The sequence below is a fragment of the Pseudomonas sp. FeN3W genome, from assembly GCA_030263805.2.
In the GTDB taxonomy this organism is placed as follows: Bacteria; Pseudomonadota; Gammaproteobacteria; order Pseudomonadales; family Pseudomonadaceae; genus Stutzerimonas; species Stutzerimonas stutzeri_G.
Genome location: CP136011.1, coordinates 682,115 through 709,030 on the forward strand (window position 1 = coordinate 682,115; position 26,916 = coordinate 709,030).

Consider the following 26,916-nt stretch of genomic DNA (forward strand, 5'->3'; position numbering starts at 1 on the left):
TCTCTTATGAAAAACAAATTATCCATGCTGGCGCCTTTGGCGCTGGCGATCCTCATGGCAAGTGGCTGTGCGCTCAAGCCATCTTCTTCTGCGACTCACATTGAGCTGCCAGCCTCATACCGCGCAGCTAGCTTGAGCGCCGATGCGCTGGTAGCGGATTACCAGAACTGGTCGAACCAATACGATGATCCTGTGCTCAGTGAACTGCTGGCAATGGCAACCGATAACACTCATGGCTCCAACCTTGATATTGCCAAGGCTTACACGCAATTCGAGCAGGCGAGTATTGCCGTAAAATCGGCACGATCAAGTCTTTGGCCAACTCTCGGCGTTGGATCCACAAGCTCAAAGACAGGTCAGCATAGCAATGAGGTCTACAGCCAGGCTCAATCACATTCAGCAAGCGCCATTGCTCGCTATGAACTGGATCTGTGGGGCAAGTTCTCGAACACCGTTGCATCCAGGGAGCTTGAGGCCCAGGGGATGTCCCTTGCCGTTGACATGGTCAGAAAGTCGGTCAGGGGGCAGGTGGCCACACAATACTGGGTATTGCGTCAGGTCGAGGCTGAAATGGCGTTTATGCGCGAGCAGATTCAAGCGCGCACGACCCAGGTTCAGATCAACCAGAACAAGCTTCGTTACGGCACTGGAACTGAGCTTGAGGTTAAGCAATCTGAAGCCAATCTGGCAAATTTCAAACGCCAGCTGGTAGCGCTCCAAGCGCAGCGCAAATCGCTTGAAGAAACGCTGGCGCTCTTGGTGGGCAAGCCGGGATTGACAGTTGCAGCAGAATCTACGTCGATAGCATCTGATCTGATGCTTTCAAGGCAAGATACGCCAAGCCTCATGTTGGCTAATCGTAGTGACATCAAGCAGGCAGAAGCAAGACTTGAATCAGCCGGGCTGAATGTTGCGGTAGCGCGGGCTGCAATGTTTCCATCGATCAGCTTCAACGCACAAAGCGGCTATCAAAATGGGAATTTAAGCTCGCTGGTGCAGCCAACAAGCTCATTTTGGACGCTTGGCTACTCACTGGATCTCCCGTTGTTTGATCGCGGCCTGCGGCTCTCTCAGATCGATCAGGCCAAGGCTGTAGAACGTGAGCGGGTCATTGACTACAGGAAGGTGATCCAAACGGCTTTTCATGATGTGAATCAGGCCCTGATCGACCTTGAGCGGCTTGAGGCGACAACCCTGCATCTTGAACAGGAGGTTGATGCGGCCAACGCCGCTTATCGAATGGCGTCCTTGCAGTACGAAAGCGGATTGATCGGCTACTCGCAGCTACTTGATGCACAACAGGCAAACGATGAGGCCGAGCGAAGCCGGGTCAAGCTTGGATTTGAGAAGAAAATTGCACAGATCGCCTACCTAAACGCCTTGGGGTTCTAAATGAAGATATCTACCTGTGCGCATGGGGCCTTCCCCGACCTAAAAAGCCTGGCTCATTCTGGGCCAAGAATCGCTTTTGTTAACGGGGACTCCAGGCCGTTTGCCGCACGAGGCACTCACGAGGTAGGTAATTTGCTGATTGTGGTTGCGGATGATTTAAGTAGAGATCAGATACATCCTGCTTCTAGGATCATGCTTCAAGCGCCTGGGTTTGTCGCAAGTGTCTACAAACGACTCTATCTCAGGCACTCGGCAGCGAGTGGGAGTCCTCACGTCCCTATGGCAGTCAGCGACGCGCATGCGATTCTTGCATTTGTTGAACGGGTATCGGCAGGTGGGTCAAAAGAGCTGCTGGTCAGTTGCGAGTACGGCAAGAGCCGATCAGTATCGTTGGCGGGTTTTTTGGATCAGCACTTCTTCATGCACTCTGCGGTTGGGAAGGTTCCCAATCCATGGGTATATGGGCTTCTTGAGCGGGCTAGCAAAGGGAGGAGGGTTCCACAGGCTAGCCGCTGATCATCAGGATGGTGTTGCAGCTGCAAGAACACGGGTCACCAGTTCGAACAGCTGTTTGCCATCTGATTCCTGGTAGCCAAACGTGTTGATGAAAGTCGAGAACGATGAGCTTACGCCTTCTTCTTGCAGCCATATCTCGTACTCATGAGCCACGCGCAAGACCTTAAGGCGAAGGGCTTTTTGCTTGGCTTTCAGCGCGTCTTCTTGTCTCATTTTAAAGACAAGTTGCTTCATCAGAAGGACTTCCGTCTCACTGACATCCCCTAGGTCTTCAAGGCCTTTCATGGGCTTTTCTCCATGGCGATATTCCCATTTTCGTACTTGAGATTGGTGTGGACAACGAACCAGAAGGCCAGCGCCATACCTATCGCAGCCCCAACAAGCTCAAGCTCAATGGACACACAGTTTCGCGTAAATATGGAGGCGAGTATTCCACCACCGCCGATAACACCTGGCACGTTCTGATGTGTTGCAGCAGCCAATAGGCGTTTAATTTGTTGTTTCTCGATCATTTGGTGTCGTACTTCCTCGAATTGCGTTGACTTTAACCGAGATCTCTGACGGTCGATGATGATCGATTAGCGAGACGGCCCTCAATTCGCTTGATGGCTGCATTGACCATGAACTCGGGAACGCTGAATTTTTCACTGATTTTCCCAGTAGCCATCGAAAGTGCTTGGGTAGAACTCAGGCTGACGTCGCCTCTATGAGCAGATTTAAGCTCCAGCACCATGTTCTTGATCTCCTTCAGGTCACAGTAGATCAGGTATGGAATGGTCAGGAGGGTGACGATGACCCACACGAGGAGTGAAGCCCATGGTAGCACCCCGTCCGTATAAACGCTTATCAGCCCCCAGGCGACGAAACCTGCCAGGAAAATCAATACAAAGCGGGGGATGTAGCGCTTGAGCAGCATGAGCATGGTCTTGATCCTTATCATGTTTGCGCAGAGGCTATTCAAAACCATAATGGTTGTCAATAACAATAATCAAGAAATGAATATTTGGCAATAAATCAATTTAAAGTTATATTTCTTGGAACAGGTATTTATGCGGGAAAATTGGCAAGGGTCGATGATATTTCATGTGAGCTGGCACCACAGGCACATGTGACTTGATCGGATTGGTGATAGAAATTGTTTTAAGGGGCCTCGCCATGAAGACCCCTTTCTTCATCTCTAAAGAGCTAGTTCTGAAGACCGCTCCTTGCGCGCAGCTTCTTTCATAGAGAACTCCATCTTATCGAGCAGGGCGTGCCGGAAATCCAGTGCAGCGGAAACAACGACTTTCTCAATCTTGTGCTCAATCAAAAGTTCTTGCTCCTCATCATAATCTGGAATCTTCACCGGATCGGCGAGGTTAAGGCTGACCTCGTCCAAATGAACTTCCCACAGCGCATCTTCAAGCCAAAGAGTGTTTTCACCCACTCTTTCCTCAGCATACTGCTCATGCAGCTTGGCTACGACCGACGACTTGGCGCTCTCGATGTCATCGAACGTGCCTCCATCTGGACTGATAAAACTGAAGACGCCAGGCTCTCGCTCGACTGCAACGAATACGGTGCCGATCATGTCGGTCGCATGATGCGTCAGGTCGTTGCAATAGCAGCTTAACAATTTGCCAGTGTTGCCAAACAATTGTGTGTTGATACAGGTAGCGGCTGTTAGCATTGTATCGCTGTAAGGCTCACCATCGATCAGTGGTTTTAGTCGGGTGACGATGTCAGCAATGATTGGCTTTGCCTCTTCAACGGTCATTGCCACCGACCAGGCCTTCTTGAGCATCTGCCTGTTAAGCTCTGCCTCGTTTTCCATCGCTTGCTGGTGCAGACGGTGGGTCGCAAGAAGCGCGCTCGCGAGCCTATTAGCCTCAAGGGCTACCTGACTCAGCTGGACGGGAGCGTCTTCGGACGTTGTGATCTCGTTATCGCCTTTTACGTAGCGGCCATTTTCTTCATCCTCGTTCAGCACGTGCAGATTGATATTGCCATGCTCATGGATGAAGAAGGCTTGATCCAAGGCCTCACCGATGGTTTTAAAATCCCCGACATGCTCATCCAGATCCATCTCCGTGCCATGGGGAGCGTAATCTTTGGCAGTAACCCGGTAGGGAAGCTCATGATCACCGAACAGCTTTGAGACAGTCAGCCAGGTTCCCCATGGGTCGCCGCCGTAATTTCCACCCCGCTTTGGGGTTCTGAACAGCTCAATGCCCGAGTTTTCTTCATCCCAAGGGTACTCATAATAGCCACCTGAGATTTTCCCGAGTTCGTGACGCTTTCTGTCAAACTCATCAATGTTCTGTGTCGCTAGATGATCAATAAAATGCTCGTTATTCAATAATGCGAGCAGATCTTTTTTTGAATTTAATGTTGTCATTTCTGTCTCCCGGATAGTTTATTATTGTTCTTTATTGTCCATAAATGTCAATCAAAACCAATTCGTAAGCAAGGATAGAGGGTATTCAAATGCAATTCACAGATGGCCGGAAGAGGAATATTGACAGGATGTCAATTTCACTGTATCGTTGCGGTCATTCGATCAAGGAAGCCACACATGTCTCCGATTCTTTTCCTTACAGATCTTGACCACAACCTGTTCCAGAGCTTGCGGGTTGACTCGGGAGGTCTGTATCCAATGACCGTCAACAAGACGGGAAAACCTCATTGCTACGCCACCAAGGCTCAGCTTGCGCTCATGCAGCTCATGATGCGTAACGCCTTCTGCGTGGCAGTCACAGCGCGTACACCAGAGCAGATGATGCGCGTCACCGGCTGGAGTACGAATCAGGAGCACAATCTTGCCCTGACCGACCTCGGCATGACGATGCTGTATCGTCACAAGATGGGAGAGTGGCAGATCATCGAGGAATGGTCTGAGCCCTATCTGGCGAAGGCCCGAAGTCTGTCGCTTGGATTGCAGGTCGATTTCGACCAATTTCAAAAAACGCTTAATGACCACCTGTGCGAGTATGACGGCAGGCTTTCGTACAACCTTAATTTCTGCCATGAAGATAAGGACGTGCCGTTCTACTTCTTGGCGCAGCAGACTGAAAAGAACACCGAGTGCCAGATCCCCGTGGATGTGGTCAGGGCTGCCTGCAAGCAGTTCTTGGACGAATGCCAGGGTGAATACTTCTATCATGAATCGGAAGGTACATTTGCCATGTGGCCAAGCTACGTGAGCAAGTTCCTTGCGGTTGAGCGACTGATGAGCGCTTTCGATGAAGGCCTGAAAGATGAGCGTTTCGAGCTGGCGCGCGAAGAAAAGGGCTGCACAGATCTTGTCCTCGCTTCAGGTGACTCGATGTCCGATCTGCCATTCATGCAAATGGCCCACTTCTGGCTTGCACCTGGCCTATCGCAAATCTCCACCATGCTAATGCCTGATCAAGTGATGCCATTTACCACCAATTCCTACGAGTAACGATCAATGTTCCCCCATACCTTTGAGCCTGATGATGTCACCGTCCTGCTTGAGCGAGTCGAGCCCAATTACCTGTCGCGAGAAGATCGCCAGGCCTTGATTGATCAGGGCACTCATTACAACGAGCTGATCAGCAAGGAGCAGGCGCCTTCGGCTTCTGAAATGGCGCTCTTCAATGATCAGGTCTTGCGCTTCGGCAATCATATGGCCGAAATGGTTATCCAGCTTGCAAAGACAATTGCAGGGCTTGAGTCAAAGCCCGTGCTTGTGTCGCTGGTGCGTGCTGGTACGCCAACGGGTGTGCTACTCAAGCGTTGCTTGGCAATGATGGATGTCGAAGCGCCACACTTCAGCGTATCCATCGTTCAGGGTAAGGGATTTGACGAAGTTGCCATTGAGCATATTCTGAGCCTTGGCTATGCGCCTTCGCAGTTGATCTTTATTGATGGCTGGACAGGTAAAGGGGTGGTGCGTCGTGAACTGTCCGAGGCGCTTAAAACCCTATCGGCCAAGCATGGGGCTTTTCGTGATGAACTGTTCGTGCTGAGTGATATTGCTGGGGTAGCCGAGCATGCGGCGACGCGTGAGGATGTTCTCGTGCCGAGCGCTCTACTCAGTGGCCCTCTCTGCGGACTGGTGTCTCGTACGATCTATCGAGGCTCCCCTGAGGCCCCTACAATCCATGCTGCCGCCTACCTGGACTACATGGAAGATATGGACGTCAGCCGTCACTTCGTGGAGGTGATGACCCTGCGAATCAAGGCAGCGATGCGTGAACGCTCATCCATTGGGCCGGTGATGCCTGCGAGTGAGGCTAATCGCCAAATGCAGGCGTTTCTTGATAAGGTCAGCAAGGAATGGGAACTAGCTGGCCACAGCCGCATCAAGCCAGGCGTTGGCGAATCCAGCCGTCTTTTCTTGCGCAAAAAACCCATGCTGTTGATGGTCAAGGATGAATGCGCTCCAGCGGTTCAGCATCTCTTGGAACTGGCGCGTGAGAAGGATGTGCCAATCAAGGTAGACCGCCACATGCCTTATCAAGCCTGTACGCTGGTGCGTTGACATGCAAAACCAATTTCAAAGGCCCACGCTGCAATCTGAAGAAACCTGCCAGATTGCGGCTCGCATGTTGATTACCGACCCGCTGGCCAAGGAAGACTGGTTTGATGATGTCGCCAATGCCATTCAGCATGCCAGAAACACCTTTGATGCACTCAAAGAACTCGACGACATGGGCTGGGAAATCTCTGATGAGGTCATCGAGTCATTTCTTGGCCTGACTGAAATCAGGGCAATAGCGCTTTATCAAACCATTGAGGCATGGGTCAGAAGACATGGAGTCATCGCTCAATTACAGCCTGGGAGCATGCATAAGGTCAACATCAACGGAGCGATGCGGGACGTTGTGATTGCCGAGATATACGACAGCAGGGCGCAGTACCGTGTTGTTTACTCCGTGCCTGATAAGACTGGCCTTCAAGAGGCCTTTGTCAATTTCGAAGTGCTGCATGATCTTGCAACTCCGCCAGAGCGGTTCCAGTTAAGCTGCTGTTAATGTGTTACGACTTTATTGACAAGACGGCAAGGTGTTTCTATAGTGCGTCCCAAGGCTTCCGCAGTGGACGCCACTTAAATGAGGTAATGGTTGTGAAATTGTCGGAACTAGAGATCACCGCTCTGATTGAAATGGATTGCTCCGCAGCAGGTCGTCAATTCATTTACGAAGATGATTCGGTGCGTGATCGCGAGGTTCGTGCAAAGCTGATCGACAAAGGTCTGGCAGTCGTTTGTGAAGACGGCGAATACATTGAGATCACTGACGCCGGTCGCGACGCTCTGGCTGAAAACGAGTAAGGCGCATGAAGCTTCAGGTATTCATGCGCAACGACTTGAACATGCGCAAGGGAAAGATGGTCGCTCAGGCATCGCATGCCGTCATGAAGCGAGTATTGGATCTTTGCGTGTTGAGCCAGGAAGCTCTGATGATCAGCAATGCGGGCTATGAAACGCTCAAGGCGTTTGCCGAAAAGCCGGAGCTAAGCATTATTTTGGTCTCAAACGAACAATCGCTTCTCGACGCGATGTCGAGCAACATCGATGGCTGCATCGTAGACAGTGGCCGCACTGAGTTTCATGGTGTCCCGACCCTGACATGTGGTGCCATCGGGTTGCATGAGCAGCGCAGAGTTTTCGAGCTCGTGGTGCCTGACGATGTTCCGCGAGAGCTCATTGCTCGGCAATGGTTTGTGATCGCCAAGCCTGCTGCTGGCGCACCCATGAGCAAGGTCGATGCGATGGCGGCAGGCTGCGTGGCGACAGTGGCGCACCTCATCAGTCTGTTCAAACCCAGGCTCGATGGATATTCGATTGAATTTTCACTATACCCCGCCATGCGGGACTGGCTACTAGGGGCCTTTGGCAAGGTGGCCCTAAGCACTCAGGATGCCGACTCGCTTACCAGTATTCAGGTGGCAGTTGAGGGCGAGGGTGCCCACGTATCGGTCACTCAGCACGCAGGTCTGAGGCTGATTGTTGTAGGGCCTGAGCATCCGGCTGGCATTCGGTCGCTGGCTGAGCTAAGGTTGCTCTGACGACATCGGACGTTGTTCCCCCGCCTGGAAGACCCCTCTCTCGAAAGATTGAGGGGTTTTCTTTTTCTCGTGGTCAATAAATGGCAAATATTGCTATGGCCGGATGCCGCAAAAGATTAGTTTCTACACACATGTTGTTAAGCCACATGGTGTTGCCGCATACTTTAAAATAAAAGAGCGCCAAACCAATGATTAGCAAAAATACTATTTCTCGTGATCTGCATCAGTGGATAACGTCCGCTTCCAGAGATCTCGCAATATACACCAGTAGCGACCAGGAGTTTCAGAGATTTGTCGATGACGGAAAATCGCTGATTGAGAAATCTAAAAAAGCTGGATTTGACTGTGAAATTTTATTGAGTGATCTGCTGGCGCATGAAATTGACATTGATAAGATCTCTGCAAACCGTCTAAAAACGTTGATGGCATCTTTCCCTATTACGAGTAAATCAATTGATTTTATCGGGGTGGATATCGATAAGCGTCTGCCATTACTTGAAGCAAGGTTTGTCAGTTCAAACGGGAACAGCTACAAGGAATCGGCCATTCTTCAGTGTTTCAAGATTGCCGCTAAGGTTGGAAGTCCACAGGGATACCTTAAAGCAGTCGACCTCGCTAGCCAATATTTTGCAGGCGGTGACCTCTATAATGAAGATACGGAAGCAGTGCTTTCAGCCATGCTTGAAGGCCTTTTGAAAATCAAAACATCAAAAACAGATAATGTGGATAAAATTTCTGAAAAGTTTATTAACGCCTTTAACTTAATCGCTAAAGATGCGCCTAACGTTCAAACCAAAACGCTGGCCAAGCTGCTCTCTTCAAAATTTTATAATATTGCACAAACAGTTTATTCTCGCTGCAATTTCATTATTAATGACAGTCTATTCTTTGAAAATTCATATAAATCGCATGGTTGTGATCTGAGTGAAGATAAGATAACGACGCTCGTAAACGAACATATTGGTGACGAAGAAGCTTATGAATACCTGGCAGAGTTAACTAGGTTAAAATTCGCCAGGGGGGATGTTGATGGCTATGACAAATTCTTTCAGGCTGGCTGGTCTACGACAGCGGAAGTATCTTTCTATTTAAATATATGCATAGAAGATTCATTTGAATACCAAAAACCATTAATAGCATTCTCTAAGGCATTGTTTCGTAACGCTGACTTGATTAATAACATTAAGTCAGGCTCCATTAGCAAGATAATCAAGATTCTAGACGAGACGGAAGGGGGCAAGCTGATGCTTAGGCATGCGCGTAAAGATCGGGCTTCAGCTAAGCATGTTATTTCATCAGATTTTGAGCTGTAGAAAGGGGTTAATACATGATGAGTGCAATTGCTCGGGTCGAGCGTAGGAGAAAAGAGCTTCTGGCTATAGGAGATTCAATCGTACATCAAATTAAAGATGATTGCCGATATGATCGGGCCATGCTGGTTGATTACCTAAGATTAAGACAAATGTTGGGCGAGATGGGGGTTTGCACCGACGCATTACATGCGAATATTTCCGAAGAGGTTGGGGGTGCAATAAACATAGGGAGAATGCACAGCCAGTTATTTGAAGATCTTCTCAAGGCGTTTCCCAAGGCTTGCGAACGCATTGATTATGCTGAGATACGCATGGGCGATGTCAGAGCCGCCAACATCTGCATAAATAGCATCATGTTGAATGCTGTTAGTTCATTCGGATTTTTGCAAGCCCTGAACTCTATTAACACGCTAGCCCGCCATGTATCTGACCCGGATTTTACACTGCTAGCTATTTCTATGCTCAATGAATATTCGGATTGCAACCAATTATGCGGAATTGCTCTCCAGGATGTGGTTGTGAATGTGGCGAATATGATTCTTATGCATGCAGATGATAAGGGCATTAGCACAAAGGATATGGACAAATGTGCAGCGAGGCTTTTTGCCAAGGGGTATGACAAGAAAAGCCCTGCACAAATTCGTTATAAAGTAATTGATGATTTACTATCATCAAATTTTAAGCTTGCAGGCATATCAGCATATAAATACCTAAATTTTCTTCCTGCTGACGTTGATACTTATCTAAATATCTATCGGGATCACGGGGTGTATGGAAGCGAAGCTTCTAATTTGGATAAAATTGATTTGGCGCCAGCCAATTCTATTTTCCCGGCTGCCGGACTTATAAAACTAAAGCTGACCAAGGGTGACTCTGAAGGGTATTCTGAGATACTCAATCGTGTTGCTGATAAACACCACCCCCTGCTGGAGCAAGTTATTATAGCAACAAGCACTTACCCTAAAACTTTAGATGACGCATTTAAAAGTTATGCTGATGCTGTGTTTGGCAAATTATCTCACATGAACGAAAGGTCAAGGTCTAAATTGCTCACACTGTTTGATTCGAATGACAATGGCGTATTATTTCAACAATACGCAAGGGAGTCTGGAAAATTTTCCAGGCTTATGCTTAATCACGAATTAAATGTTTGAGGAAATTATGAAGAAATATCTGAAGAATGCTCTCACTGTTAATGATAGATTATTTTCTCTTGGTTCGTACATATCGGCACTTATTACGGACGAGGCGCCATTCGAAGTAATCGACGAGTCAATAAAAGAATACTTTCAATTCCTAGAATTAGCCAATCAAGAGGGAATATGGACATTTGACGTTCACAAGAAGGCCTCTGCCTATATAGGTAGCACATTAAACATCGGCCAAATAAATCCTATAGTTTTTAAAGAAGTGATCAGACGATTTCCTCACGCTCTATCTCAAATCGGCACATCAAGCGCACACGAAAACCCTGAAGCGGCTTTGCATTACATTAGCGCATCATTCAAAAACTGCGCCAATCAGTTTGATTATGAAAGCAGTTCAAGGCATGCACTGACAATAGCCGAAAGAGCTATTCATGATCCGTCTCTCGTGATCACAATGCTCAATCATGTGAAAGACTCCTTTCCAGAACTTGATGTTAGCGCTGGGGTTTATAGGACACTACTGAAAGATCTGTGCAATATTCTCTTTGAATTTAGGCAGTCAGAGCACAAGAGCCTAATCGATAGCGCGATTGCGGAATCTATTATTTTTCTAGCGAGTAAAATAAAACTTAATTCAAACAATGGTTTTTTAAACCTAGAGCACGGATTGCTGCCTAAGCTTCTCGGCCTTGGTTATTTCAATACGGCAAATGCCCTATTTGCTAATTTCTACCACAGCGCGCGTGATCTAGATGATTACGAATGGATGCACGCCGAGTTCGGCCTTTTATTGTCTGACGAGCAAATGGAGAAACGACTCAAAAACATTTTCACAGATGATCCCCATTCGAAGGTTGATTTAAGTACATTGGTTTTTAGTGCGGCCAGTATGATCAAGCTTAAGTTAAAACTAGAGCATGTTGAAGGCTACTCGCCAATTCTTGAAATATTCAACGATGATAGCAAGTGTTATTTACGCCTCGCTGGGTTGATCAATAAAGACACCAAAAGCTCATCGGTAGCAATCACGTCTTACGCAGACGCACTGTTCACATCTATAAGGAGAGAATCCACATCAACAGCCAAGCAATTGTTGGGCGTACTTGCTCAATCGGCGTTTGGGCTACAGGTGCTCGAAGCGGCCAAGGCGTCGAGAGCATCAGCCAGGGTCATAATAAACAGCGAGTTGTCGCTATGAGCGCCCTGAGCAAAAAAGACGTCGCGAGAACCTACCCAGGGCGTTATGCCTTGACATCAGAGACTCATCGCCTGGCCAACCTGGTGCTTGATCAATTATGGGCCGAGCGAAATGCGGAAAGAATGATCAGCTCGCCTGATCGATCTGGAAGCTGCAAGTTCGCAGCGCTGCTGGCGCGTGAACTATTTGGCGGGCGTCTTGCTGGCAATGAAAATCATGTTTTCGTAATGAGAAAAGGGGCAATCCTCGATCTGAATCTGACCCAAGGAGATGTGGCTAGTCTGGGAGACGTTGCTCACCATCAGGATCCCATCGCGCTGGTTAATATCGACTATCGTGAGTCCATGGCTTCCTGCCTTCCTAGGGTGAAGCGCTGGATCAGGAGGTTTGAAGATCTGGCACCTAAAGCCTGTAGGCTTGAATGCTCAACTGATTTGACAATTTGATCTGATTAGAAACCGTGTTAAGATCCCCTAAACGAATTAGGGGTTCGCATGAAGGGTATTGAGATTGCAATGGAGACTGAACTGTCTCAGCTAATTGGCAAGGTTTTGGCTGGTGAGTCAATTGGCTTAACGGCAATGCTGTTTCATGAAGATGGTTATCGGGTTCTGAACACGCCAGGCTCCTCAGCAATGACCATCACGCAGGGCTATGTTGGTAGCCAGGATGCCGTTGCGTACGGTCTATTATTCGAGGCGAGTTATCAGGATGGTTCTGATGTGACTCAGGGGTGCTTGATGATGGCTATCGTCAAGCGAGACGGAACTGCCAAGGTTGAATGCATGGTTGGCGCGGTCGATGACGATGGCCACCCATACTTCTCCGAGCGAAAGAGGATGTTTGTAGACGAGAACTTCCTGAAGCTGTTTGAGCCGTTAGACGAAAAAGCCTATCGGATCGAGCTTGTACGGGAGCTCGTCGACGAAGTTCTGGCTGTCGATAAGCTCCCTTACAGCGAGTTTATTATTGCCCGAGGTTGATCGGATACAGATCCATGTACTGCTTGCGCAGATTCTTGAGCACATCCAGACGAAGCTGTGAAATCCAGATGATTTCCTTATCCATGATCACAGTGGGCTCGTTCAGCATGAGCCCATTTTGACCCAACCAGGTCGCGCTTTCGCTTTCATAGGGAGGGCACGACAGATACCAATCGTTTGGAACCTGATTGTATTGCTCTGCCACACCCGTAGGCAGGTACAGCGCGTCGCTGATGGATAGCCGCAGCGCAAGAACCAGCGTGTCTTCTGGCGAAATTCGGTACGCCTCAAGCAATCCGGGGATATCACACGCGGCAGACTCGATTGCAGACATGTACCCGGTCGTGTCGCAATAGCTCGAAAGCTCCTTGATCACCACACCACGATGGAGCAGCGAGAAAGATGCAATGACCTCGCGCAGGGTCACCACTTCTTTCTCAAACCTGTTAATGACTAACTCGTCGCCTGCCCGCTGTGTCACGGCAAAAGTGCGCTTTTCTACCTTGATTACCGGATCGTTGCTATAAACGTCAGCCATGAGAAGTCCTCCATTAAGTATGTGCAGTATACCAGCGTTGTCGCTCGTGCGCAAGCTTTGAGGTTTGTCAGGTAGGGATTTCACTTAAACAGGCGGTGATGTTAACCTTGAAGTTCAATTTATCTGTATTGACACACCTGGAATTCTGAAATGCCAACATTTAGCGTACTTGAAGGTAGGGATCCGCTGCTTTCCATTGAGTTTGAGCCGGGTGACGCCGTTGTTGCCGAATCCAATTCCATGGTCATGACAGACGGAGCGGTATCGGTTGAAGGTCGAATGCAGGGCGGCTTCTTTTCGTCATTGGCTCGAAACCTGTTTAGCGATGAGTCGTTCTTTCAGCAAGTTCTCAAAGCTGACAAAGGCAAACCAGGCCAGGCGCTGCTGGCGCCGCAATTGCCTGGGGATATCGAAATCATCGAAGTCGGTGAGCAGCAATTCTTTCTCAACTCGGGATGCTATATGGCGTCTGAGGCAACGGTAAGTACCAGTCAGCGGCTCAATTCCAGCGTCCTAGGTGCGTTTTTTGGGAGTACAGGTGGAATCGTTGTCATGCGCACAGAGGGGCGCGGCAAGCTGTGCCTGAGCGGCTTTGGGCAGATTGTTAAGGTCACGGTAGAGCCGGGTCAGGAAATCGTTGTAGATAATGGCCATATCGTTGCGTGGGATACTCGGCTTGATTATCGGGTAACGACCGCGTCGAGCAAGAAAGGGATCTTTGGCAGAATGGTCAGCACGGCCATGTCTGGCGAGTACCTGGTCACAAGGTTTACCGGGAAAGGAGATGTCTACATTGCTTCGAGAAACCTACTGTCATACGAAACCTATATTCGCTCACTGATTCCCAATCAAAACAGCTAAAGCATCGGTTTTTGCGATCAAAACAATCAAGCAATTGAGCTGTATTGATCAATCCATTTGGATATATTGACATCCATCACAACCAAGGAGCTCCACCATGCTTAAGAATACTCTCCTGGCCATTGGCCTAAGCGTACTGGCTATGTCATCAACCGCGATGGCTGCTGACTATCAGATCGACAAACAAGGTCAACACGCATTCGTCAACTTCAAAATCAGCCACCTGGGCTATAGCTGGCTGTACGGCACATTCAAGGATTTCGATGGCCAATTTAGTTTCGATGCCGCCACGCCTGAGGCCAGCACTGTCAATGTGACCCTCAAGACAGCCAGCGTTGATACCAACCATGCTGAGCGGGACAAGCACCTGCGTAGCGATGACTTCCTGAATACAGGTGAGTACCCAACTGCCACGTTCAATTCAACATCCGTCAAAAGCACGGGTGAGGGCAGGGCAGACATCACAGGGGATCTGACGCTCAACGGCGTTACCAAGCCAATTGCAATCAACGCATCCTTTATTGGTGAGGGTAAAGATCCATGGGGCGGATATCGGGCGGGCTTCGAAGGAACGACGTCGATCAATCTTGCTGATTTTGGCATCAAAACCAATCTTGGCCCAGCCTCTGAAGAGGTTACTCTGACAATCTCAGTTGAGGGTGTCAGAAAAAACTGATTAACCATTTCATTGTGAAAGGGTGTCTTAGGGCGCCCTTTTCTTTGGGAAGGGAAAGCAAAGCGGGGAGGTTGGACAGGTGAGGAATCAATTCAATTCAATTCAATTCAAGCAATCTTCTGTCGTCTCGTACCCAGCATGCCAGGCGCCCTCAAAAACATGGCGGATTTCATGAGTTAGGCAGTAGGGGTACTGACTCTTGAGTAGCTTGATCTCACAAACACTCCCCACGCATTTCGTGAGCCCATATGCATCCATCCCAGGCCTGTAATCAATTGAATCGACGAGCGTAACAACGAAAGTTGCATCGTTTCTAATTGTCTTTGTAGGCTTGCCTTCAATAAACGCGCATCCATTCAAGGAAAGAAGCCCAAAAAACATCGCTGCTTTCAAAAAGGTGGTGGGGCCAAATCCCAAGAAACCAGGTGTTCTCATCATTAGAAAATCGCCTACTTTATAGTTTTTATTGGCGTGGGCAAGCTTTGCATCCTGAAAAAGCATACAGCATATTGAATTCATTGCAACCAAATCCTTCACCTAATCATCGAAATGAATTGCGTATGGTTAGGCGTTTGCGTACAAAGGATTTTAAAAATTAAAGAAAAGTCACACTACATATAAAGACAATGCGATTAGATAAAGCATTGAATAATTAAAAACACTGCATAAAGCATTGTAAAATTAATAAGGTTGGACAGGATAGTAGAATTGTAGGCTCACGTTGTTCGCCCAAATAAGGTCGCCTTCGGCGGAAATTATAAAATCATAATCAATGATTATATTAACGAAATGAAAGCTGCCTTCGGCAAATTTTCGATGTAGTGCATTACCCAAGACTTCTCAGCAACACCTTTCGGCTCAAATTTAACCACCAAAGCGCCTTTTCTCAATTGCGCATAATTCATCCCAAGAGTATTATTCAAAAATAACTCACAAGTCTGGACTCATCATGAATAGTTTGCACAGTGTGTTTTTGCTAGTAATTATAGCATCGATCCCCTCGATCTCCAATGCGGCGAATATTCTACGGATGAGCGCGCCTGTAGTAGAAGCTCCAGCTGCTAACCCGACACCTCCTGCAAGCGAAACACCAGAAGAGCCTCAAGCGCCAACCACATACTCGTCATGCCTTGAAATTAAACAAAGCAAGCCGTCTTCTGCCAGCGGCTTATATGATTTGGCTATTAATGGATCAGAGATGAGCGTCTATTGCGACATGGTGTCTAGCGGCGGAGGCTGGACGATGGTTGTCGCTCAATTTGAGGGCGACTTCCTAAGCAACTGGAACGAGGGTATGCAAAGCGACTACGACCCATCACTGAATACCAAGCGCAGTTTTACGCTTAACACCTCCCAAATTCCAGCTCATAGTCAAATAGCATTTGGCAAAGACCTTGATGCTTCTTTTGTAGATTTCATCGACCACCAGTACAGCACTGGAGAAATCCCTAAGACATTGGTGACCGGAGCCAAAGGTCAGTACCACATTCACAGAAGTAACACCATTCATCACAGTGGGCACGATCCAGAGAGCGTTACCGCAGGCGATTACGGCGCCGGGAATGAGTGGAGCAATACCTTAACACTCGATAAGACGGGCGGAATGCTTTACACATGGGCATTTAGCGCAAGAAATACAATCACTGTAAAGCGTGGATTTTCTATGAACGGTGTAGGGTACGCGGCGACAATTGATAACTTTGCCTGGACTGTTTGGGTGAGGTGATAGCAGCACATTCATAGGATTCCTGCATGTTCTTCATGATGTTGATATGCTTGCAACTCTCACCAATACTCTTCATTTAAGAAAAAATCAAAATGGTTAATATTCAGTGAAATACTTTAAGCCGATTCTAGCAATCCTTTTTCTATCTCAAACGGTTTCTGCCCATGCTGGTGGGGGGTATCTAATACTCAAGAAGCACAATGAATACCATTCAGAACTCATGGAGAAGCACAAAGCAGAAATGGCAGCTACCAATCCGCACGAGTCCACTGACCCAATGGGAGCGTCTGATCACCATCAACCCAAGGCAGCCAACCAGGAAACACGGGAGAAGGTGTCTGAGCCTGAAAATGATCGATAGATGACTCTGAATCTATTGCAGGTGAATTGACAGAATGCTAATATGCAGCCCAACAACCAGCCAGGACTGACCTCATGCAAGGAACCATCGTCTCAATCACCGAACGCTATGGATTCGTCAGGAATGACAATGGGGTCTCGCATCACTTCTCTCCGCGCAGCATGCTCAAGGGAGAAAGCTACGAGAGCCTCTCCATTGGCAAGAAAGTGACTTTCGAGCCAGAGGCAGGGCCGAAAGGGATGAGAGCAACGCGCATCAAGATTGTGCCTAGTTTTTCGGGAAGATCCGCTGCCCATAAGTTCTTGGTGGGGAGGGAGGGCGACCATGTATTCAGCCATGAAGACCTTCAAGGCGAGCATTATCTGGCAAGAATCCAGTCTCAATGGTACAAGTCCCCGAGCGACGCCAAGGACGAGCTATTCAACTGCGTAAAAATGGCTGGTGCCAATTGCCTGGTCAATCTGACACTGCACAAAAGGACGTTCAGCGAAGGTAATTACAACTACACCATGCATTCATGGAGTGGCCTTGCCGGCGTGTATTTCAGCGATTTTGAGTACGAAACACAAGAAGAAGCGGAGGCAGCCAATAATGAATGCCTTCCGCACGCAGAGGCAACCGAACACAAGATTGTAGAGATGGAAAAGGCTCTCTCGGCTCAAAGAGCAAGGCAGGAATCGAGTGGAGGATTTGGCCTATTCATCATGGTCGCATTTGTTGTCGTTTGCCTGATTGTACTTCTTGCTAGTTAATCACTCTTCGCAGGACGCAAGGCACTTAAAGCCACTTCTTTGCATTTGAGCGAGGAAGCCTCGCCAGCCACTACCTGAATCTGGATTACGAATTGCTCTGGCTGCCAGTGACTGCGACCTTGGGTGGCAGTCACACTACCGGGATCGCCCCTCTGGCGCCGCTCTGGCATGGCCAGGAGGTTACGCCAAAAGCTCCAATGGAAACAACAAGGCCCCACAAGAGGCCTTTTTCAGATCACGACATCACGACATCACAACATCACGGAACATTGCACAGCGACGGAACGTTTCGATTGTCAGCTCATCTCCCTGGCTTTTTGCCACACGCAGAGCGAGGCGGAATAGCATCTTGATATCCCGTGGCGCAATCGTTGGGAAGAGGTCAAGCAACTCAGTCACAAGCGTTTCAGGCAGCTCAACCCCGTATTGATCTGCCATTACACGCCAAATCGATCCTGCGTCGTCGCGCCCTGGCGCCTGGTAGTTAATGATTGCTGCACAGCGAGAAATGATGGCCTCATCGATGTCGTCTGGGCGGTTTGTCGTCATGAACATCAACCCATCGAAATATTCAAGGGTGCGCAAAAACTCTGCCACGATGGCGTTTTGCTCGATGTTGTTGCCACGCCGAACAACAAAGACGTCTGCCTCATCAAGCAGAAGCACACAGGCCCATCGCTTTGCCCGACTGAAGATCGTCTGAAGGCTCTTGTCGATACGCTCAGCGGTCGTGCCCAGATTGCCCGCATGGATGGAGTACAGAGGGCGTTCGATCAACTCAGCGTAAACTTCAGCGGTCAGGGTTTTGCCGACCCCCGCAATACCCTTGCAAAGGATGACGTTGCCGGCGCTCTTGCCTTCGATAATGTCACCCACGAATGCATCCAGATCACTGGTCAGGACATCAAGCAGGTCGCGGTGGGATTTCGGCAGCACGAGCTTATCGCGCAGCGACTTGTCATACCGGTACGGCTCCAGGTTGTCGCTGTGCACCCAGTAGAATTCGTGGCTTTTGAGATCAAATAGCCGAACCACCGGATGCTCTGGAAGTAGACCTGCATCCTGCTCGCCATCTTCGAATAGAGCGGTTTCCGCAAACTCAACATAGGGGCCGTAATCAGCTTGCGAAAGATCGTGAATAGCCTTGCGGTCAGCGAGTGTTTCGTTTCGACGCTTGTAATTGTCTTCCACGAAGCTCAATGCTTTACCATTTACCCGAAACTGCTCTGTGAATTTATCGCGAATATGAGCCTTATAGCGGTCAAGGCTTTCCATGTACTGCTGCTTGAGTGCATGGGTCTCGATAAAAATACCAGCATCGAGCAACACATCTGCGACAGACTTGCGTACAACGCTTTGTGGCGAGAAGGTGTGTCTGCTTGACTGAATACCGTATGCAACCCGATCCGAAGAAGCCCCGCTTCCCTGGAACGCGGTGTAAATGGCCACTTGAGGGTTGTCGCTACCACGACGGCTGGTGCCATCATCAAACGCAATTCGCGTGATGAGCTCTGGATAGATCTTTCCATCCTGGCGCTCTACATAAATCCAGCCATCAATCAAGTGTTCCTGCACATAAGCATCAAGCATACCCTTAAACGCCTTGAAGCTTGGGATTTTTGAAAACTTTCCCTTGCGTGCGCCGATGATCGCCTCGATTGCCCGTGCTGTTTTTGTGTCACCAACATGATTGGCTGCCTCGACAAGATCGATAAGGCACGTTTCTGCAAGCCCAAATGTTTCTACGACAATCTCGCGGTCGATCATCTGCGTTAAGCCACGGCTACGGGCAAATGCAGAGTCGGTTGTATGGTTGATGAGTTCCTGGGAGACGGTCAAAGACATATCAGACTTCCTTTAGATCACGCCAATTCCTGGCCAAATGAATGATGATGGCATCCTCAGTGCTGCATGAGGAGCCCTTAAACCTATTATGGCTATGTCGCACCGGCCAAGCAGGCTCATACGTTGCTCTAGTATATTGAGTAATCAAAGACCTTGCAACGAATATGTGATCACGGGCCCCATCAGGTAAGCGGAAAGGCATTGCGTCCCTTTAACGCTATTCAGCATTCAATTCTGGAGGCGTTCGCATGACGTAGCCCCACTGGACATGCCCATCTTGAACGAGAGATACACTCAGAAAATCACCCGCCGCGAGGTGACCCGTTACGCGACAACCGTCCTGACGAACGCCCTTAGAGGGCCCTGTTTGTATTTCAATTTTGAATTTCTCACAATCAATAATAGGGAGATCCACCTGATAGCCAGAACCGTCGAATGTGGCGTACGGGCTTACCATGGCAATCCTGTCAGCTCCACCATCCCTGAAAAACAGCCAAGCGTCTTTACTGTCTCTCCAGAAATAGGCATACGCAACCGAATCATCGACTGGATTACGTGGCGAAATGACAACATCGGCATCAGCTCGCAAAAAATCAACGACACCCAAGTCTTTCCCTGACTCACCTCCAGGCAAAAAGTGATCAATGATCTTTCGGTCATTTCCATACTCTTTCTGGGGCATCCACCTGTCCGAGTTTTTCCCCTTAAATCCCATAAACGCGAAGCTTCCCGCATCGCCAACCACGAAACCCTCGTCAGCTAGAAATGGATACTCACCAGGCGCGCTTGCATCATGCGGATAGTCGATACTGTTCAGAGTTACCCAGTTGAGCCGAGCGCCTGCCAGTACAGAGAAATAGTCACCATTCATGCGCAGCGGGTCATTAACGACCAACAAGGTATCAATACCTCTCTCGTTGGCCTCCTTTGTCAGCAGGTGGGCGGTTTTGAAAGGCTTTTGATAATCGGTCGTATAGTAGGCGTAATTGCGTGTAGCACTGATTTCGTGGGATAGACGCGGGATGCTGGATACTGACCAGCCAATTATGGTGACAATCCACAGCGATCTGTACACATCACCCCTAAGGGTCAGCAAAAACGCGATCCATGACAGTGTCAATTCATGAGTCCACCTCAGTTCCTCATGAAAGATAATGCCAGCAACCATTGACGGTAATACAAAGCACAGAGCTAGTCTTGACTCTCGACTCTCCCTCCAGGCATAGCCCATAAACGCTAAGAAAACGAGTGTGAGCACGAGGCCCCACTCATTATTTACAAAGTGTGGCAGGCGCGAAAGGCCATTTAGCACCGTTTTATAAAGACCATCATCATACATCCCTATTGAAAAGACAGAGACATCATCACTCAGGAGATTGCCAGGATGCATATAGAGAAAAACGGCGGCGCTGATGATTACAGCGCACAGACACGAAGCCAGCATGCGCGAAGAAGGTGGCTGACGGCTGGTGTAATAATGCTCAAGGATCAGCATGACAAAGAAGCCTGGATAAAACCATGCGCTCTCTTTCAGGCATACCGCTAAAATACAGAGCCCCGCAGCTACGAAATAACGGCCTTTTATCCATTGCTCGCGAAGCAGCAAAAACACCGTGCTACACAGAAGAACCTGGAAAAACGAGAAATCGACAAAGAACTCGATATTGTTTGACGGGTTAAGTGCGACCATAAGGATCAGGCCGAAGGCTGACACGAACCAATGCCTGCCACTGGAGAAAGCCAACCGGGCTGCGAAAAAGGCAAACACCGTTGCAACAAGGATATTGAAAGCAGGAAAGACCCACCAGTGATCACCACCCACACCATGCAACAGATAGGTTATAAAATGCGTCAGAGGCCGAATTTCATAGTCATAGACCGGGCTCTCAGCCGGATGCACATTGAACCACTCGTAGTAGCCAGTGCCTTGCCAGTATTCCCAGTCAAGACTCATTGATTCAACGATCAGGCTCGCATCTTCCTGGCCAGGGAAATAACTGAGGAGGAAATACCGTAGGCCATAGGTTAGCACCACAAAGACAAGCAGGGCGAAAACAGCTGACTGGGCATTTATGCCAGCTTGTGTTTTGCGAACAAAATCCAAAGGAATCTCCTAACCAAAATACACATAACACACTGAAAAATTGAGGACTCATGAGTCGACGGATTTGCTCATGCGTTGTCACCAGCTCAGCGCATTATAATAGCATTTTATTGTCGTAATTTGTCCATGTGGATATAATTGAGGAAATCTCGATCCCTGGATGACCTAAGCTTGCGTAAGCAAAATGAACACCATGGATTGGAACCTGTTGTAGGCATGCCTGATCTGGTCAGCCAGCACGCACATAACGACGAACACCCTTTAATAGACGCACCAATTCCGAGCGCAGGTCATGAGAAAATTCGAAACACTGATGCCGTTCCCGTTTCACTCACAGCATTCATGCTCGATGCCCCCAGCCCAAAAGCTCCACTATGATTAAACGCTCTTTGACACTGATAGCGTGCGCCATCGCTTTTCCAGCTGCGCAGGCTGGCAATATCATCCGATTACCAGCACCTATTATCGGAAAAACGTATATCGCCCCCAAATGGTCGCCAGCAGCTCCTCTAGCAACCGAATTGTCCTCAATAAAAAAATGCGAAGAGTGGTCTCCAGAACCCATAACAATTCTGGCTGGTCGATCTTTCGAACAGTTGAGGCCATGCACAATCAGAACCACCTCTCAGATACAGCCGAGAGAGATCGAGGCATCATCTGGAATGTATCGCAATGCAGGGGAGCCATATGAGTTAACCAATGAGCATAAGGCAACTGAAAGCCAGCAGGCGGTGGGTACGCTCCACCTTTTTGAAACCGCCTACAAAGCCAGCTCGCTGAATGATTGGGTCACGGGCGTGTATCGTAGAATTGATACGCAAACCCAGACAGGCACCCGAATTGAAGACACAAGCGAATACTCCGTTTTGTTCTATTTTTACAGGAACAGCAAACGAACCAGCTGCCAAGTTCGCTACGCCCACGTACTGGGGCTGGGATTTGATCCCAGCGTGACCGCAACGGAATTTAGCAAGACCTTCATGGCAAATCACCGACACGCGACACTTTACAAGAGTGACGGATCGGTATTTAGGGACTATCGGTTCGAACCTGCCTGGGCAGATGACGGCAGCTGGTACGTTTCACAAAACATACCCTGCGAAGATGTTGATGCCGTATATGTTTCGCCCGGATCATTTACGCGACTACGATTAGCGAACGACTGAGGTCTGATATACCTTAATCGAAGACCACCAATGTGCTGCGACATGACAATCGGCAAAATTAATAAAAGTCGCAGCGCAGCATCGTCCCTGTCCAGGTGCGCGTTCGGTTTCTAGTTTGCTAGCTCAGCAGAGCTCCCCAAGCTGGAGCCTGGAAAGCCACCAGCCATGGCTTATCCAGCTACAGCAATTCAGAATTGGCTAGCTTTACCATCTCTGAGTGCTTAGCCAACGACTCAAAACCCTTTTCTGAATTGATCCTGCGAAGATCAGCATACACGCCAGGAATACCCTTAAGCTCAAAGCAGCGATTCAGATTATCCGTGCAAAAAGCCAGTTGGGCCAAATGAGTATCGCCATCAAAATCTTCAAGCAAGACCTTTTCACTGAAGTGAATTGTCAATGATTGACCATGGACAGTGTCTGGCGCGATAGAATCACCCTGCACATCGCGAAACACTCGATATTCCACGTAGTCGCGCCAGAGAGAGACCTCTTTGGTGCTGGCGTCAACCATCCGCCGAGCCTTGAGAATTGCCTTTCTGCGCCTGTTTTGCTCAAATCTTGCCGAGCACTGAGCAATATAGTTTTTCAACTTGCCTAGTCCGCCCATAGAACGTTCCTGCTGAAATGAATTCAAAACACCCATGGATATCACCGCAAGGCAATCAAGTTGGTATTTGTTAATAATAAATGAGTATTGACGTTTTGTCAATCCCGGTCAAGGCCACCTGCGATGAGGTGAGGGCAGCTCGTGCGGTAGGATATCGGCAGACAACGAAGCAAAGACCCTGATTACTGGCCAACTCATAACCAATAGGGTATTATTGACAGATGGCTTATCTTTGGAATTGTGCCCGTGGAAGAACTGTCAGGTATCGTCAACCGCATCCGTTTGCGTAATGGAAGCGGCTTCATCATCTTCGACCTTGAGTCCCCAACAGGTTCCATCGCCGTAACGGGTGATGACGCAGACATCCATGAAGCAGACGTCGTCAAATGCACAGGCGTCTGGGCAAGCTATAAGGGCGAGCGTCAATTCAAAGCCAAAAGCATCATCCCCGAGATCCCCACGACTGTAGACGCTATCCTGGCCTACCTTTCGGCTGGTCGCATCAAGGGGATCAGTAAAGAGCTCGCCAGTCGCCTGGTTGCCGAGTTCGGACAGAAGACCCTTGAGATCATCGAAAACGAGCCCCAGAAGCTCAAGCGCGTTAAGGGGTTTGGAGCAAGCCGCATCAAGGCGATCACGGAAGGGATCGGTGACCAGATCGGCTTCCGAAGCATCCTTCTGTTCCTGCATGGTTTCGGGCTCAGCAAGCGCCACATTCAGAAAATCTACAAGCATTACGGTGTCAAAGCCGTCGAGGTCATCAAGCAAAACCCCTACACCCTCTGCTATGACGTTGAGGGAATCGGCTTTTCGATTGCAGATCGGATTGCTCTTCGCTCTGGCATGGAGCCGGACAACCCCAACCGAATTATTGCAGGCGTCATTCATTCGCTGAACAACGGCATCTACGTCAATGGCGATACTGGGCTTACTCGCCAGGCGCTGCAAAAAGAGGCATTCAACCTGCTTGGACGCGAAGGCGCAGTGCTCGGCGACGTAATCGACGAAGCCATTGGGCAAGTGATTGAATCGACCTTTGCTCGCGAGCTCGATATTGATGGCGTCTCCGTCATCTTTCCCAAATTCATGTACCAGGCCGAGCAGAACATTGCCAAGCAGGTACAGCGACTACTTACCCAGTTCCAGGGCGTGGCTCACCGAAACATCGACAAGCTGATCAACGATGCCGAGAAGCGACTTGAAATCACGCTGGCGCCGCAGCAGCGGCAAGCAGTTAAGACATCAAGCTCAGAGGGCATGTCGATCATCACGGGCGGGCCTGGAACAGGCAAGACAACGATCATCAGGGCTCTGCTTGACTGCATGATGAAAGGGTTTGGCTATACGGCGGATGACATTCTCCTGTGCGCACCGACCGGCAAGGCATCCAAGCGCCTCTCTCAGGCTTCCGGTATGGAAGCCATGACCATGCACCGGGCTTTGAGCTATTCGCCTGAGAAAGACGGGTTTCTTCACGACCGCGAGAATCCTTTGCATGCAAAGCTTATCGTTGTCGACGAAGCCTCGATGATTGATACCCAGCTGATGGCCTGGTTCATTATGGCCGTTGCCATGGGGACGCAGCTCATTCTCCTGGGCGATGTTGATCAGCTGCCTTCAGTGGGCCCAGGCAAGGTGCTGAGCGACCTGATCGCCTCGGGCAAAGTCCCTGTGACGCGGTTGACTGACATCTACCGGCAAGGAAAGGAAAGCCAGATCATCGTCAATGCTCACCTGATCAACAAAGGACAGATGCCCAATATCACCAACGGATCGGATACGGACTTTTGGTTTATCCGAACGCAAAATGATGACCTTCTGGCCGAGCAGATTCTGTCGCTCGTCCATCGCGTAGCCAGGCACTTCGAGCTCGACCCCTTCAATGACATTCAGATCCTTACCCCGATGCGTAAGGGCGCTGTTGGCCAGATCACCCTCAACAATCGTCTACAGGCGCTTTTGAATGGGGGTGCTGGGCCTGGAATCAAGATTCGCCAGGACGACACGGATGTGGAGTTCAAAGAAGGCGACAAAGTCATGCACATCAAGAATAACCAGGACATGCAGGTGTTCAATGGGGATACCGGAAGGGTGGCCAGCGTTAACCTCAAGGACAGAACCCTTAGGGTCAATTATGAGGGTCGCCTGGTTGAGTACGCCTATGCCGATCTTGAGCAACTGCGTCTTTCGTATGCGATGACGATCCACAAATCACAGGGATCGGAGTACCCCTGCATTCTCATTCCTTGCACGCTTTCGCATTACACAATGCTGAACCGGAACCTCTTTTACACAGGCATCACTCGCTGCAAGAGCCGCTGCGTCATTGCCGGGGATGAAAAGGCGATGAAGATTGCAGTTGAACGGGTATCGTCGGACAAGCGGATTACAGGTCTGATTCACCACTTGAACAAGCGTATCTGACCAGATCAGATTAGGCGTGCAAGCACCTGATTCATCCATAGGGTCTAGCGAATGACAGCCATGGTCGATTGCGATATGTTCGGCGGAAACTTGGAGAGGTGTAGCCGGTCGCAACATTGGAAAGTAGCAGCCAAACATGAAATTTGGCGACGTTTTCAGTAGATTTTGGTCACACGGAGCCTTCCAGCATCCGTAATCTTCCAAAACGTGCCCATAATGTCGGAGGCCATCCCCTTTCGCACCAGGGAGTTGATCGCGCGAATATTTGGCTGATCGATCAGGAGAGAAAGCTGCTGGTTTGGCTTGGTAGCCAACTTGACTAGCAGGTCTTCCTCTTTTGCCGAGAGCTTCACGGCGTAGGCCTGGGCCTCGGTCATTGGCACATCAGTGTTCATCGGTGAAGGCATACCAGTTCCCTCGGATTGGATTACTTAACGCTGCCACCTGCTGCGAGGATTGCAGCTCTCACAGCTTCTTGTTTGTCTCTTGGGACTGAAACCGCCAAATAGACCGTGCTCTGCTGCTTGCGCCACGCCTTAAAGAAAGACTCGAAGCTTCGTTCAGCAAATTCTTTGCCGTTCGACATCACAAGGCCGTCAACGATCTTAACCTGGTCTTCGTCCTTGAGATCCTCACTGATGGAGAAGTCCTCAGACTGCTCGACACCATTAACCTCAAGAAGCAGCTCTTCGTGCCAAATATCCTCGCCCTTATTGTCGCCTGACTTATTCCAAAAGGCATCGTCGTTATAAGCGAGAGATGGCGAATAGCGATTTTGGGCTTTAGCGCTAGGGTATTCTATAGCCCATGGCGCCGTAACTCGAAAAGAGCAAGTGTCAGAGGATGTATTGATCAAAAACCCAATACAGCGAGCCAATGGACACAGCGACAATGGCAAGCTGAATGATCAACAAAACCTTTGCTGGAAGCACGTGATGGAGAACGACGCCGAGGTAGACAACAACAAAAGGAATAATCATGAGCGCCCAATAGAGCCCTCCCATGTTTACGCCAACATTCAAAAAGTAGACCGCTAAAAGGACGAGCGCCGCCTTGGCCAGAAACCCTGAGAGCCGTGAAAGCAAAGATTCGCGACGGGCTCCAGAGCCTGATTGAGGCTGCCAATTCTTGTTTTTGTCGAGTGATTGTTCATGAACGCTGGCGACGTGGCGATCAAGCCAAAGACTGCCATCGCTGGTGCGGTAACCACCTTCTTCCTTTTGCATGCTGATCGCCTCGCTTGTCGGTTGTGATCCAATGGCTGACCTGCACATTACAAGTCAGCCAG

At 49.2% G+C, this 26,916-nt stretch carries 29 protein-coding genes; 17 read left to right on the top strand and 12 right to left on the bottom strand.

Annotated elements, in window-relative coordinates; translation table 11 throughout:
- The first annotated feature begins 6 nt into the window (after positions 1-6).
- The gene (locus tag P5704_027085) at positions 7-1,392 is read left to right on the top strand and encodes a TolC family protein (protein WOF81565.1); all 1,386 of its coding nucleotides are present in this window, start codon (positions 7-9) and stop codon (positions 1,390-1,392) included.
- Between the two features lie 519 nt (positions 1,393-1,911).
- On the opposite strand, the gene P5704_027090 is transcribed toward P5704_027085, so the two are convergent.
- The 4 genes from P5704_027090 to P5704_027105 form a co-directional block, all read right to left on the bottom strand.
- Positions 1,912-2,193: a hypothetical protein gene (locus P5704_027090; GenBank protein WOF81566.1), complete on the bottom strand. Its 282-nt coding sequence runs from the start codon at positions 2,191-2,193 to the stop codon at positions 1,912-1,914.
- Positions 2,190-2,420, bottom strand: coding sequence for a hypothetical protein (locus P5704_027095; protein WOF81567.1), 231 nt, complete (start codon positions 2,418-2,420; stop codon positions 2,190-2,192). The genes P5704_027090 and P5704_027095 overlap by 4 nt, the downstream gene beginning before the upstream one ends.
- 32 nt (positions 2,421-2,452) lie before the next feature.
- Positions 2,453-2,830, bottom strand: a complete 378-nt coding sequence (locus P5704_027100) for a hypothetical protein (GenBank protein ID WOF81568.1) — start codon at positions 2,828-2,830, stop codon at positions 2,453-2,455.
- A 255-nt stretch (positions 2,831-3,085) separates the two neighbouring features.
- Positions 3,086-4,285, bottom strand: coding sequence for a hypothetical protein (locus P5704_027105; GenBank protein ID WOF81569.1), 1,200 nt, complete (start codon positions 4,283-4,285; stop codon positions 3,086-3,088).
- Positions 4,286-4,462: 177 nt separating this feature from the next.
- Here P5704_027105 and P5704_027110 point away from each other — a divergent pair, with 177 nt between their 5' ends.
- The 10 genes from P5704_027110 to P5704_027155 all read left to right on the top strand — a co-directional run bounded on the left by P5704_027110 (position 4,463) and on the right by P5704_027155 (position 12,565).
- Positions 4,463-5,332, top strand: coding sequence for a hypothetical protein (locus P5704_027110; GenBank protein WOF81570.1), 870 nt, complete (start codon positions 4,463-4,465; stop codon positions 5,330-5,332).
- Between the two features lie 6 nt (positions 5,333-5,338).
- Entirely contained in the window at positions 5,339-6,394 is a 1,056-nt protein-coding gene (locus tag P5704_027115; GenBank protein WOF81571.1) for a tellurite-like stress resistance cysteine protease StiP, read from the top strand.
- Position 6,395: 1 nt separating this feature from the next.
- A complete protein-coding gene (locus P5704_027120; protein ID WOF81572.1) occupies positions 6,396-6,887 on the top strand; it encodes a hypothetical protein in 492 nt (163 codons plus the stop codon).
- Between the two features lie 92 nt (positions 6,888-6,979).
- A complete protein-coding gene (locus P5704_027125; GenBank protein ID WOF81573.1) occupies positions 6,980-7,186 on the top strand; it encodes a hypothetical protein in 207 nt (68 codons plus the stop codon).
- Between the two features lie 5 nt (positions 7,187-7,191).
- Positions 7,192-7,923 (top strand): aminoacyl-tRNA hydrolase, encoded by a 732-nt coding sequence (locus P5704_027130; protein WOF81574.1) that lies wholly within the window; start codon positions 7,192-7,194, stop codon positions 7,921-7,923.
- Between the two features lie 188 nt (positions 7,924-8,111).
- Complete coding sequence (locus tag P5704_027135; protein ID WOF81575.1) at positions 8,112-9,236, top strand: hypothetical protein; 1,125 nt, start codon at positions 8,112-8,114, stop codon at positions 9,234-9,236.
- A 14-nt stretch (positions 9,237-9,250) separates the two neighbouring features.
- Positions 9,251-10,390, top strand: coding sequence for a hypothetical protein (locus P5704_027140; GenBank protein WOF81576.1), 1,140 nt, complete (start codon positions 9,251-9,253; stop codon positions 10,388-10,390).
- Positions 10,383-11,582 carry a hypothetical protein gene (locus P5704_027145; protein WOF81577.1) on the top strand — a complete coding sequence of 400 codons (1,200 nt, stop codon included), beginning with the start codon at positions 10,383-10,385 and terminating at the stop codon, positions 11,580-11,582. The genes P5704_027140 and P5704_027145 overlap by 8 nt, the downstream gene beginning before the upstream one ends.
- Positions 11,579-12,028 (top strand): hypothetical protein, encoded by a 450-nt coding sequence (locus P5704_027150; protein ID WOF81578.1) that lies wholly within the window; start codon positions 11,579-11,581, stop codon positions 12,026-12,028. Before P5704_027145 ends, P5704_027150 begins: the two co-directional genes overlap by 4 nt.
- 48 nt (positions 12,029-12,076) lie before the next feature.
- Positions 12,077-12,565 (top strand): hypothetical protein, encoded by a 489-nt coding sequence (locus tag P5704_027155; GenBank protein ID WOF81579.1) that lies wholly within the window; start codon positions 12,077-12,079, stop codon positions 12,563-12,565.
- Here P5704_027155 and P5704_027160 read toward each other — a convergent pair.
- A complete protein-coding gene (locus P5704_027160) occupies positions 12,549-13,103 on the bottom strand; it encodes a hypothetical protein (protein WOF81580.1) in 555 nt (184 codons plus the stop codon). The genes P5704_027155 and P5704_027160 overlap by 17 nt on opposite strands.
- 150 nt (positions 13,104-13,253) lie before the next feature.
- Here P5704_027160 and P5704_027165 point away from each other — a divergent pair, with 150 nt between their 5' ends.
- Both P5704_027165 and P5704_027170 read left to right on the top strand, forming a co-directional pair.
- Positions 13,254-13,964, top strand: a complete 711-nt coding sequence (locus tag P5704_027165; protein ID WOF81581.1) for a TIGR00266 family protein — start codon at positions 13,254-13,256, stop codon at positions 13,962-13,964.
- Between the two features lie 97 nt (positions 13,965-14,061).
- Positions 14,062-14,640, top strand: a complete 579-nt coding sequence (locus tag P5704_027170) for a YceI family protein (GenBank protein WOF81582.1) — start codon at positions 14,062-14,064, stop codon at positions 14,638-14,640.
- Positions 14,641-14,742: 102 nt separating this feature from the next.
- Here P5704_027170 and P5704_027175 read toward each other — a convergent pair whose 3' ends face one another.
- Positions 14,743-15,159, bottom strand: a complete 417-nt coding sequence (locus P5704_027175; protein WOF81583.1) for a hypothetical protein — start codon at positions 15,157-15,159, stop codon at positions 14,743-14,745.
- A gap of 430 nt (positions 15,160-15,589) precedes the next feature.
- Here P5704_027175 and P5704_027180 point away from each other — a divergent pair, with 430 nt between their 5' ends.
- A complete protein-coding gene (locus P5704_027180) occupies positions 15,590-16,366 on the top strand; it encodes a fibrinogen-like YCDxxxxGGGW domain-containing protein (protein ID WOF81584.1) in 777 nt (258 codons plus the stop codon).
- Between the two features lie 435 nt (positions 16,367-16,801).
- Positions 16,802-17,479: a cold shock domain-containing protein gene (locus P5704_027185; GenBank protein ID WOF81585.1), complete on the top strand. Its 678-nt coding sequence runs from the start codon at positions 16,802-16,804 to the stop codon at positions 17,477-17,479.
- 243 nt (positions 17,480-17,722) lie between these two features.
- Here the strand turns inward: P5704_027185 and P5704_027190 are convergent, their stop codons facing one another.
- Together P5704_027190 and P5704_027195 are read right to left on the bottom strand one after the other, a co-directional pair.
- Positions 17,723-19,324, bottom strand: coding sequence for an ATP-binding protein (locus tag P5704_027190; protein ID WOF81586.1), 1,602 nt, complete (start codon positions 19,322-19,324; stop codon positions 17,723-17,725).
- A 217-nt stretch (positions 19,325-19,541) separates the two neighbouring features.
- Positions 19,542-21,428 (bottom strand): hypothetical protein, encoded by a 1,887-nt coding sequence (locus P5704_027195; GenBank protein WOF81587.1) that lies wholly within the window; start codon positions 21,426-21,428, stop codon positions 19,542-19,544.
- Positions 21,429-22,090: 662 nt separating this feature from the next.
- Here P5704_027195 and P5704_027200 point away from each other — a divergent pair.
- Positions 22,091-22,594: a hypothetical protein gene (locus tag P5704_027200; protein WOF81588.1), complete on the top strand. Its 504-nt coding sequence runs from the start codon at positions 22,091-22,093 to the stop codon at positions 22,592-22,594.
- A 178-nt stretch (positions 22,595-22,772) separates the two neighbouring features.
- On the opposite strand, the gene P5704_027205 is transcribed toward P5704_027200, so the two are convergent.
- The gene (locus tag P5704_027205) at positions 22,773-23,240 is read right to left on the bottom strand and encodes a hypothetical protein (GenBank protein WOF81589.1); all 468 of its coding nucleotides are present in this window, start codon (positions 23,238-23,240) and stop codon (positions 22,773-22,775) included.
- Positions 23,241-23,450: 210 nt separating this feature from the next.
- Between P5704_027205 and P5704_027210 the strand changes: the two genes are divergently transcribed.
- The gene (locus P5704_027210; protein ID WOF81590.1) at positions 23,451-25,628 is read left to right on the top strand and encodes an ATP-dependent RecD-like DNA helicase; all 2,178 of its coding nucleotides are present in this window, start codon (positions 23,451-23,453) and stop codon (positions 25,626-25,628) included.
- 155 nt (positions 25,629-25,783) lie between these two features.
- On the opposite strand, the gene P5704_027215 is transcribed toward P5704_027210, so the two are convergent.
- From P5704_027215 to P5704_027225, 3 genes are read right to left on the bottom strand one after another with little or no spacing between them, the layout of a single operon-like run.
- On the bottom strand, positions 25,784-26,035 hold the full coding sequence (locus tag P5704_027215; protein ID WOF81591.1) for a hypothetical protein: 252 nt from the start codon (positions 26,033-26,035) through the stop codon (positions 25,784-25,786).
- 20 nt (positions 26,036-26,055) lie between these two features.
- On the bottom strand, positions 26,056-26,484 hold the full coding sequence (locus P5704_027220; GenBank protein ID WOF81592.1) for a hypothetical protein: 429 nt from the start codon (positions 26,482-26,484) through the stop codon (positions 26,056-26,058).
- Entirely contained in the window at positions 26,465-26,854 is a 390-nt protein-coding gene (locus P5704_027225) for a hypothetical protein (GenBank protein WOF81593.1), read from the bottom strand. Before P5704_027225 ends, P5704_027220 begins: the two co-directional genes overlap by 20 nt.
- Positions 26,855-26,916: the final 62 nt, after the last annotated feature.

Bases quoted from the DNA above. Each gene is read 5' to 3' on its own strand.
- P5704_027085 (WOF81565.1), top strand. From the start codon at position 7: ATGAAAAACAAATTATCCATGCTGGCGCCTTTGGCGCTGGCGATCCTC.
- P5704_027090 (WOF81566.1), bottom strand. From the start codon at position 2,193: ATGAAAGGCCTTGAAGACCTAGGGGATGTCAGTGAGACGGAAGTCCTT.
- P5704_027095 (WOF81567.1), bottom strand. From the start codon at position 2,420: ATGATCGAGAAACAACAAATTAAACGCCTATTGGCTGCTGCAACACAT.
- P5704_027100 (WOF81568.1), bottom strand. From the start codon at position 2,830: ATGCTCATGCTGCTCAAGCGCTACATCCCCCGCTTTGTATTGATTTTC.
- P5704_027105 (WOF81569.1), bottom strand. From the start codon at position 4,285: ATGACAACATTAAATTCAAAAAAAGATCTGCTCGCATTATTGAATAAC.
- P5704_027110 (WOF81570.1), top strand. From the start codon at position 4,463: ATGTCTCCGATTCTTTTCCTTACAGATCTTGACCACAACCTGTTCCAG.
- P5704_027115 (WOF81571.1), top strand. From the start codon at position 5,339: ATGTTCCCCCATACCTTTGAGCCTGATGATGTCACCGTCCTGCTTGAG.
- P5704_027120 (WOF81572.1), top strand. From the start codon at position 6,396: ATGCAAAACCAATTTCAAAGGCCCACGCTGCAATCTGAAGAAACCTGC.
- P5704_027130 (WOF81574.1), top strand. From the start codon at position 7,192: ATGAAGCTTCAGGTATTCATGCGCAACGACTTGAACATGCGCAAGGGA.
- P5704_027135 (WOF81575.1), top strand. From the start codon at position 8,112: ATGATTAGCAAAAATACTATTTCTCGTGATCTGCATCAGTGGATAACG.
- P5704_027140 (WOF81576.1), top strand. From the start codon at position 9,251: ATGATGAGTGCAATTGCTCGGGTCGAGCGTAGGAGAAAAGAGCTTCTG.
- P5704_027145 (WOF81577.1), top strand. From the start codon at position 10,383: ATGTTTGAGGAAATTATGAAGAAATATCTGAAGAATGCTCTCACTGTT.
- P5704_027150 (WOF81578.1), top strand. From the start codon at position 11,579: ATGAGCGCCCTGAGCAAAAAAGACGTCGCGAGAACCTACCCAGGGCGT.
- P5704_027155 (WOF81579.1), top strand. From the start codon at position 12,077: ATGAAGGGTATTGAGATTGCAATGGAGACTGAACTGTCTCAGCTAATT.
- P5704_027160 (WOF81580.1), bottom strand. From the start codon at position 13,103: ATGGCTGACGTTTATAGCAACGATCCGGTAATCAAGGTAGAAAAGCGC.
- P5704_027165 (WOF81581.1), top strand. From the start codon at position 13,254: ATGCCAACATTTAGCGTACTTGAAGGTAGGGATCCGCTGCTTTCCATT.
- P5704_027170 (WOF81582.1), top strand. From the start codon at position 14,062: ATGCTTAAGAATACTCTCCTGGCCATTGGCCTAAGCGTACTGGCTATG.
- P5704_027175 (WOF81583.1), bottom strand. From the start codon at position 15,159: ATGAATTCAATATGCTGTATGCTTTTTCAGGATGCAAAGCTTGCCCAC.
- P5704_027180 (WOF81584.1), top strand. From the start codon at position 15,590: ATGAATAGTTTGCACAGTGTGTTTTTGCTAGTAATTATAGCATCGATC.
- P5704_027185 (WOF81585.1), top strand. From the start codon at position 16,802: ATGCAAGGAACCATCGTCTCAATCACCGAACGCTATGGATTCGTCAGG.
- P5704_027190 (WOF81586.1), bottom strand. From the start codon at position 19,324: ATGTCTTTGACCGTCTCCCAGGAACTCATCAACCATACAACCGACTCT.
- P5704_027200 (WOF81588.1), top strand. From the start codon at position 22,091: ATGTATCGCAATGCAGGGGAGCCATATGAGTTAACCAATGAGCATAAG.
- P5704_027205 (WOF81589.1), bottom strand. From the start codon at position 23,240: ATGGGTGTTTTGAATTCATTTCAGCAGGAACGTTCTATGGGCGGACTA.
- P5704_027215 (WOF81591.1), bottom strand. From the start codon at position 26,035: ATGCCTTCACCGATGAACACTGATGTGCCAATGACCGAGGCCCAGGCC.
- P5704_027225 (WOF81593.1), bottom strand. From the start codon at position 26,854: ATGCAAAAGGAAGAAGGTGGTTACCGCACCAGCGATGGCAGTCTTTGG.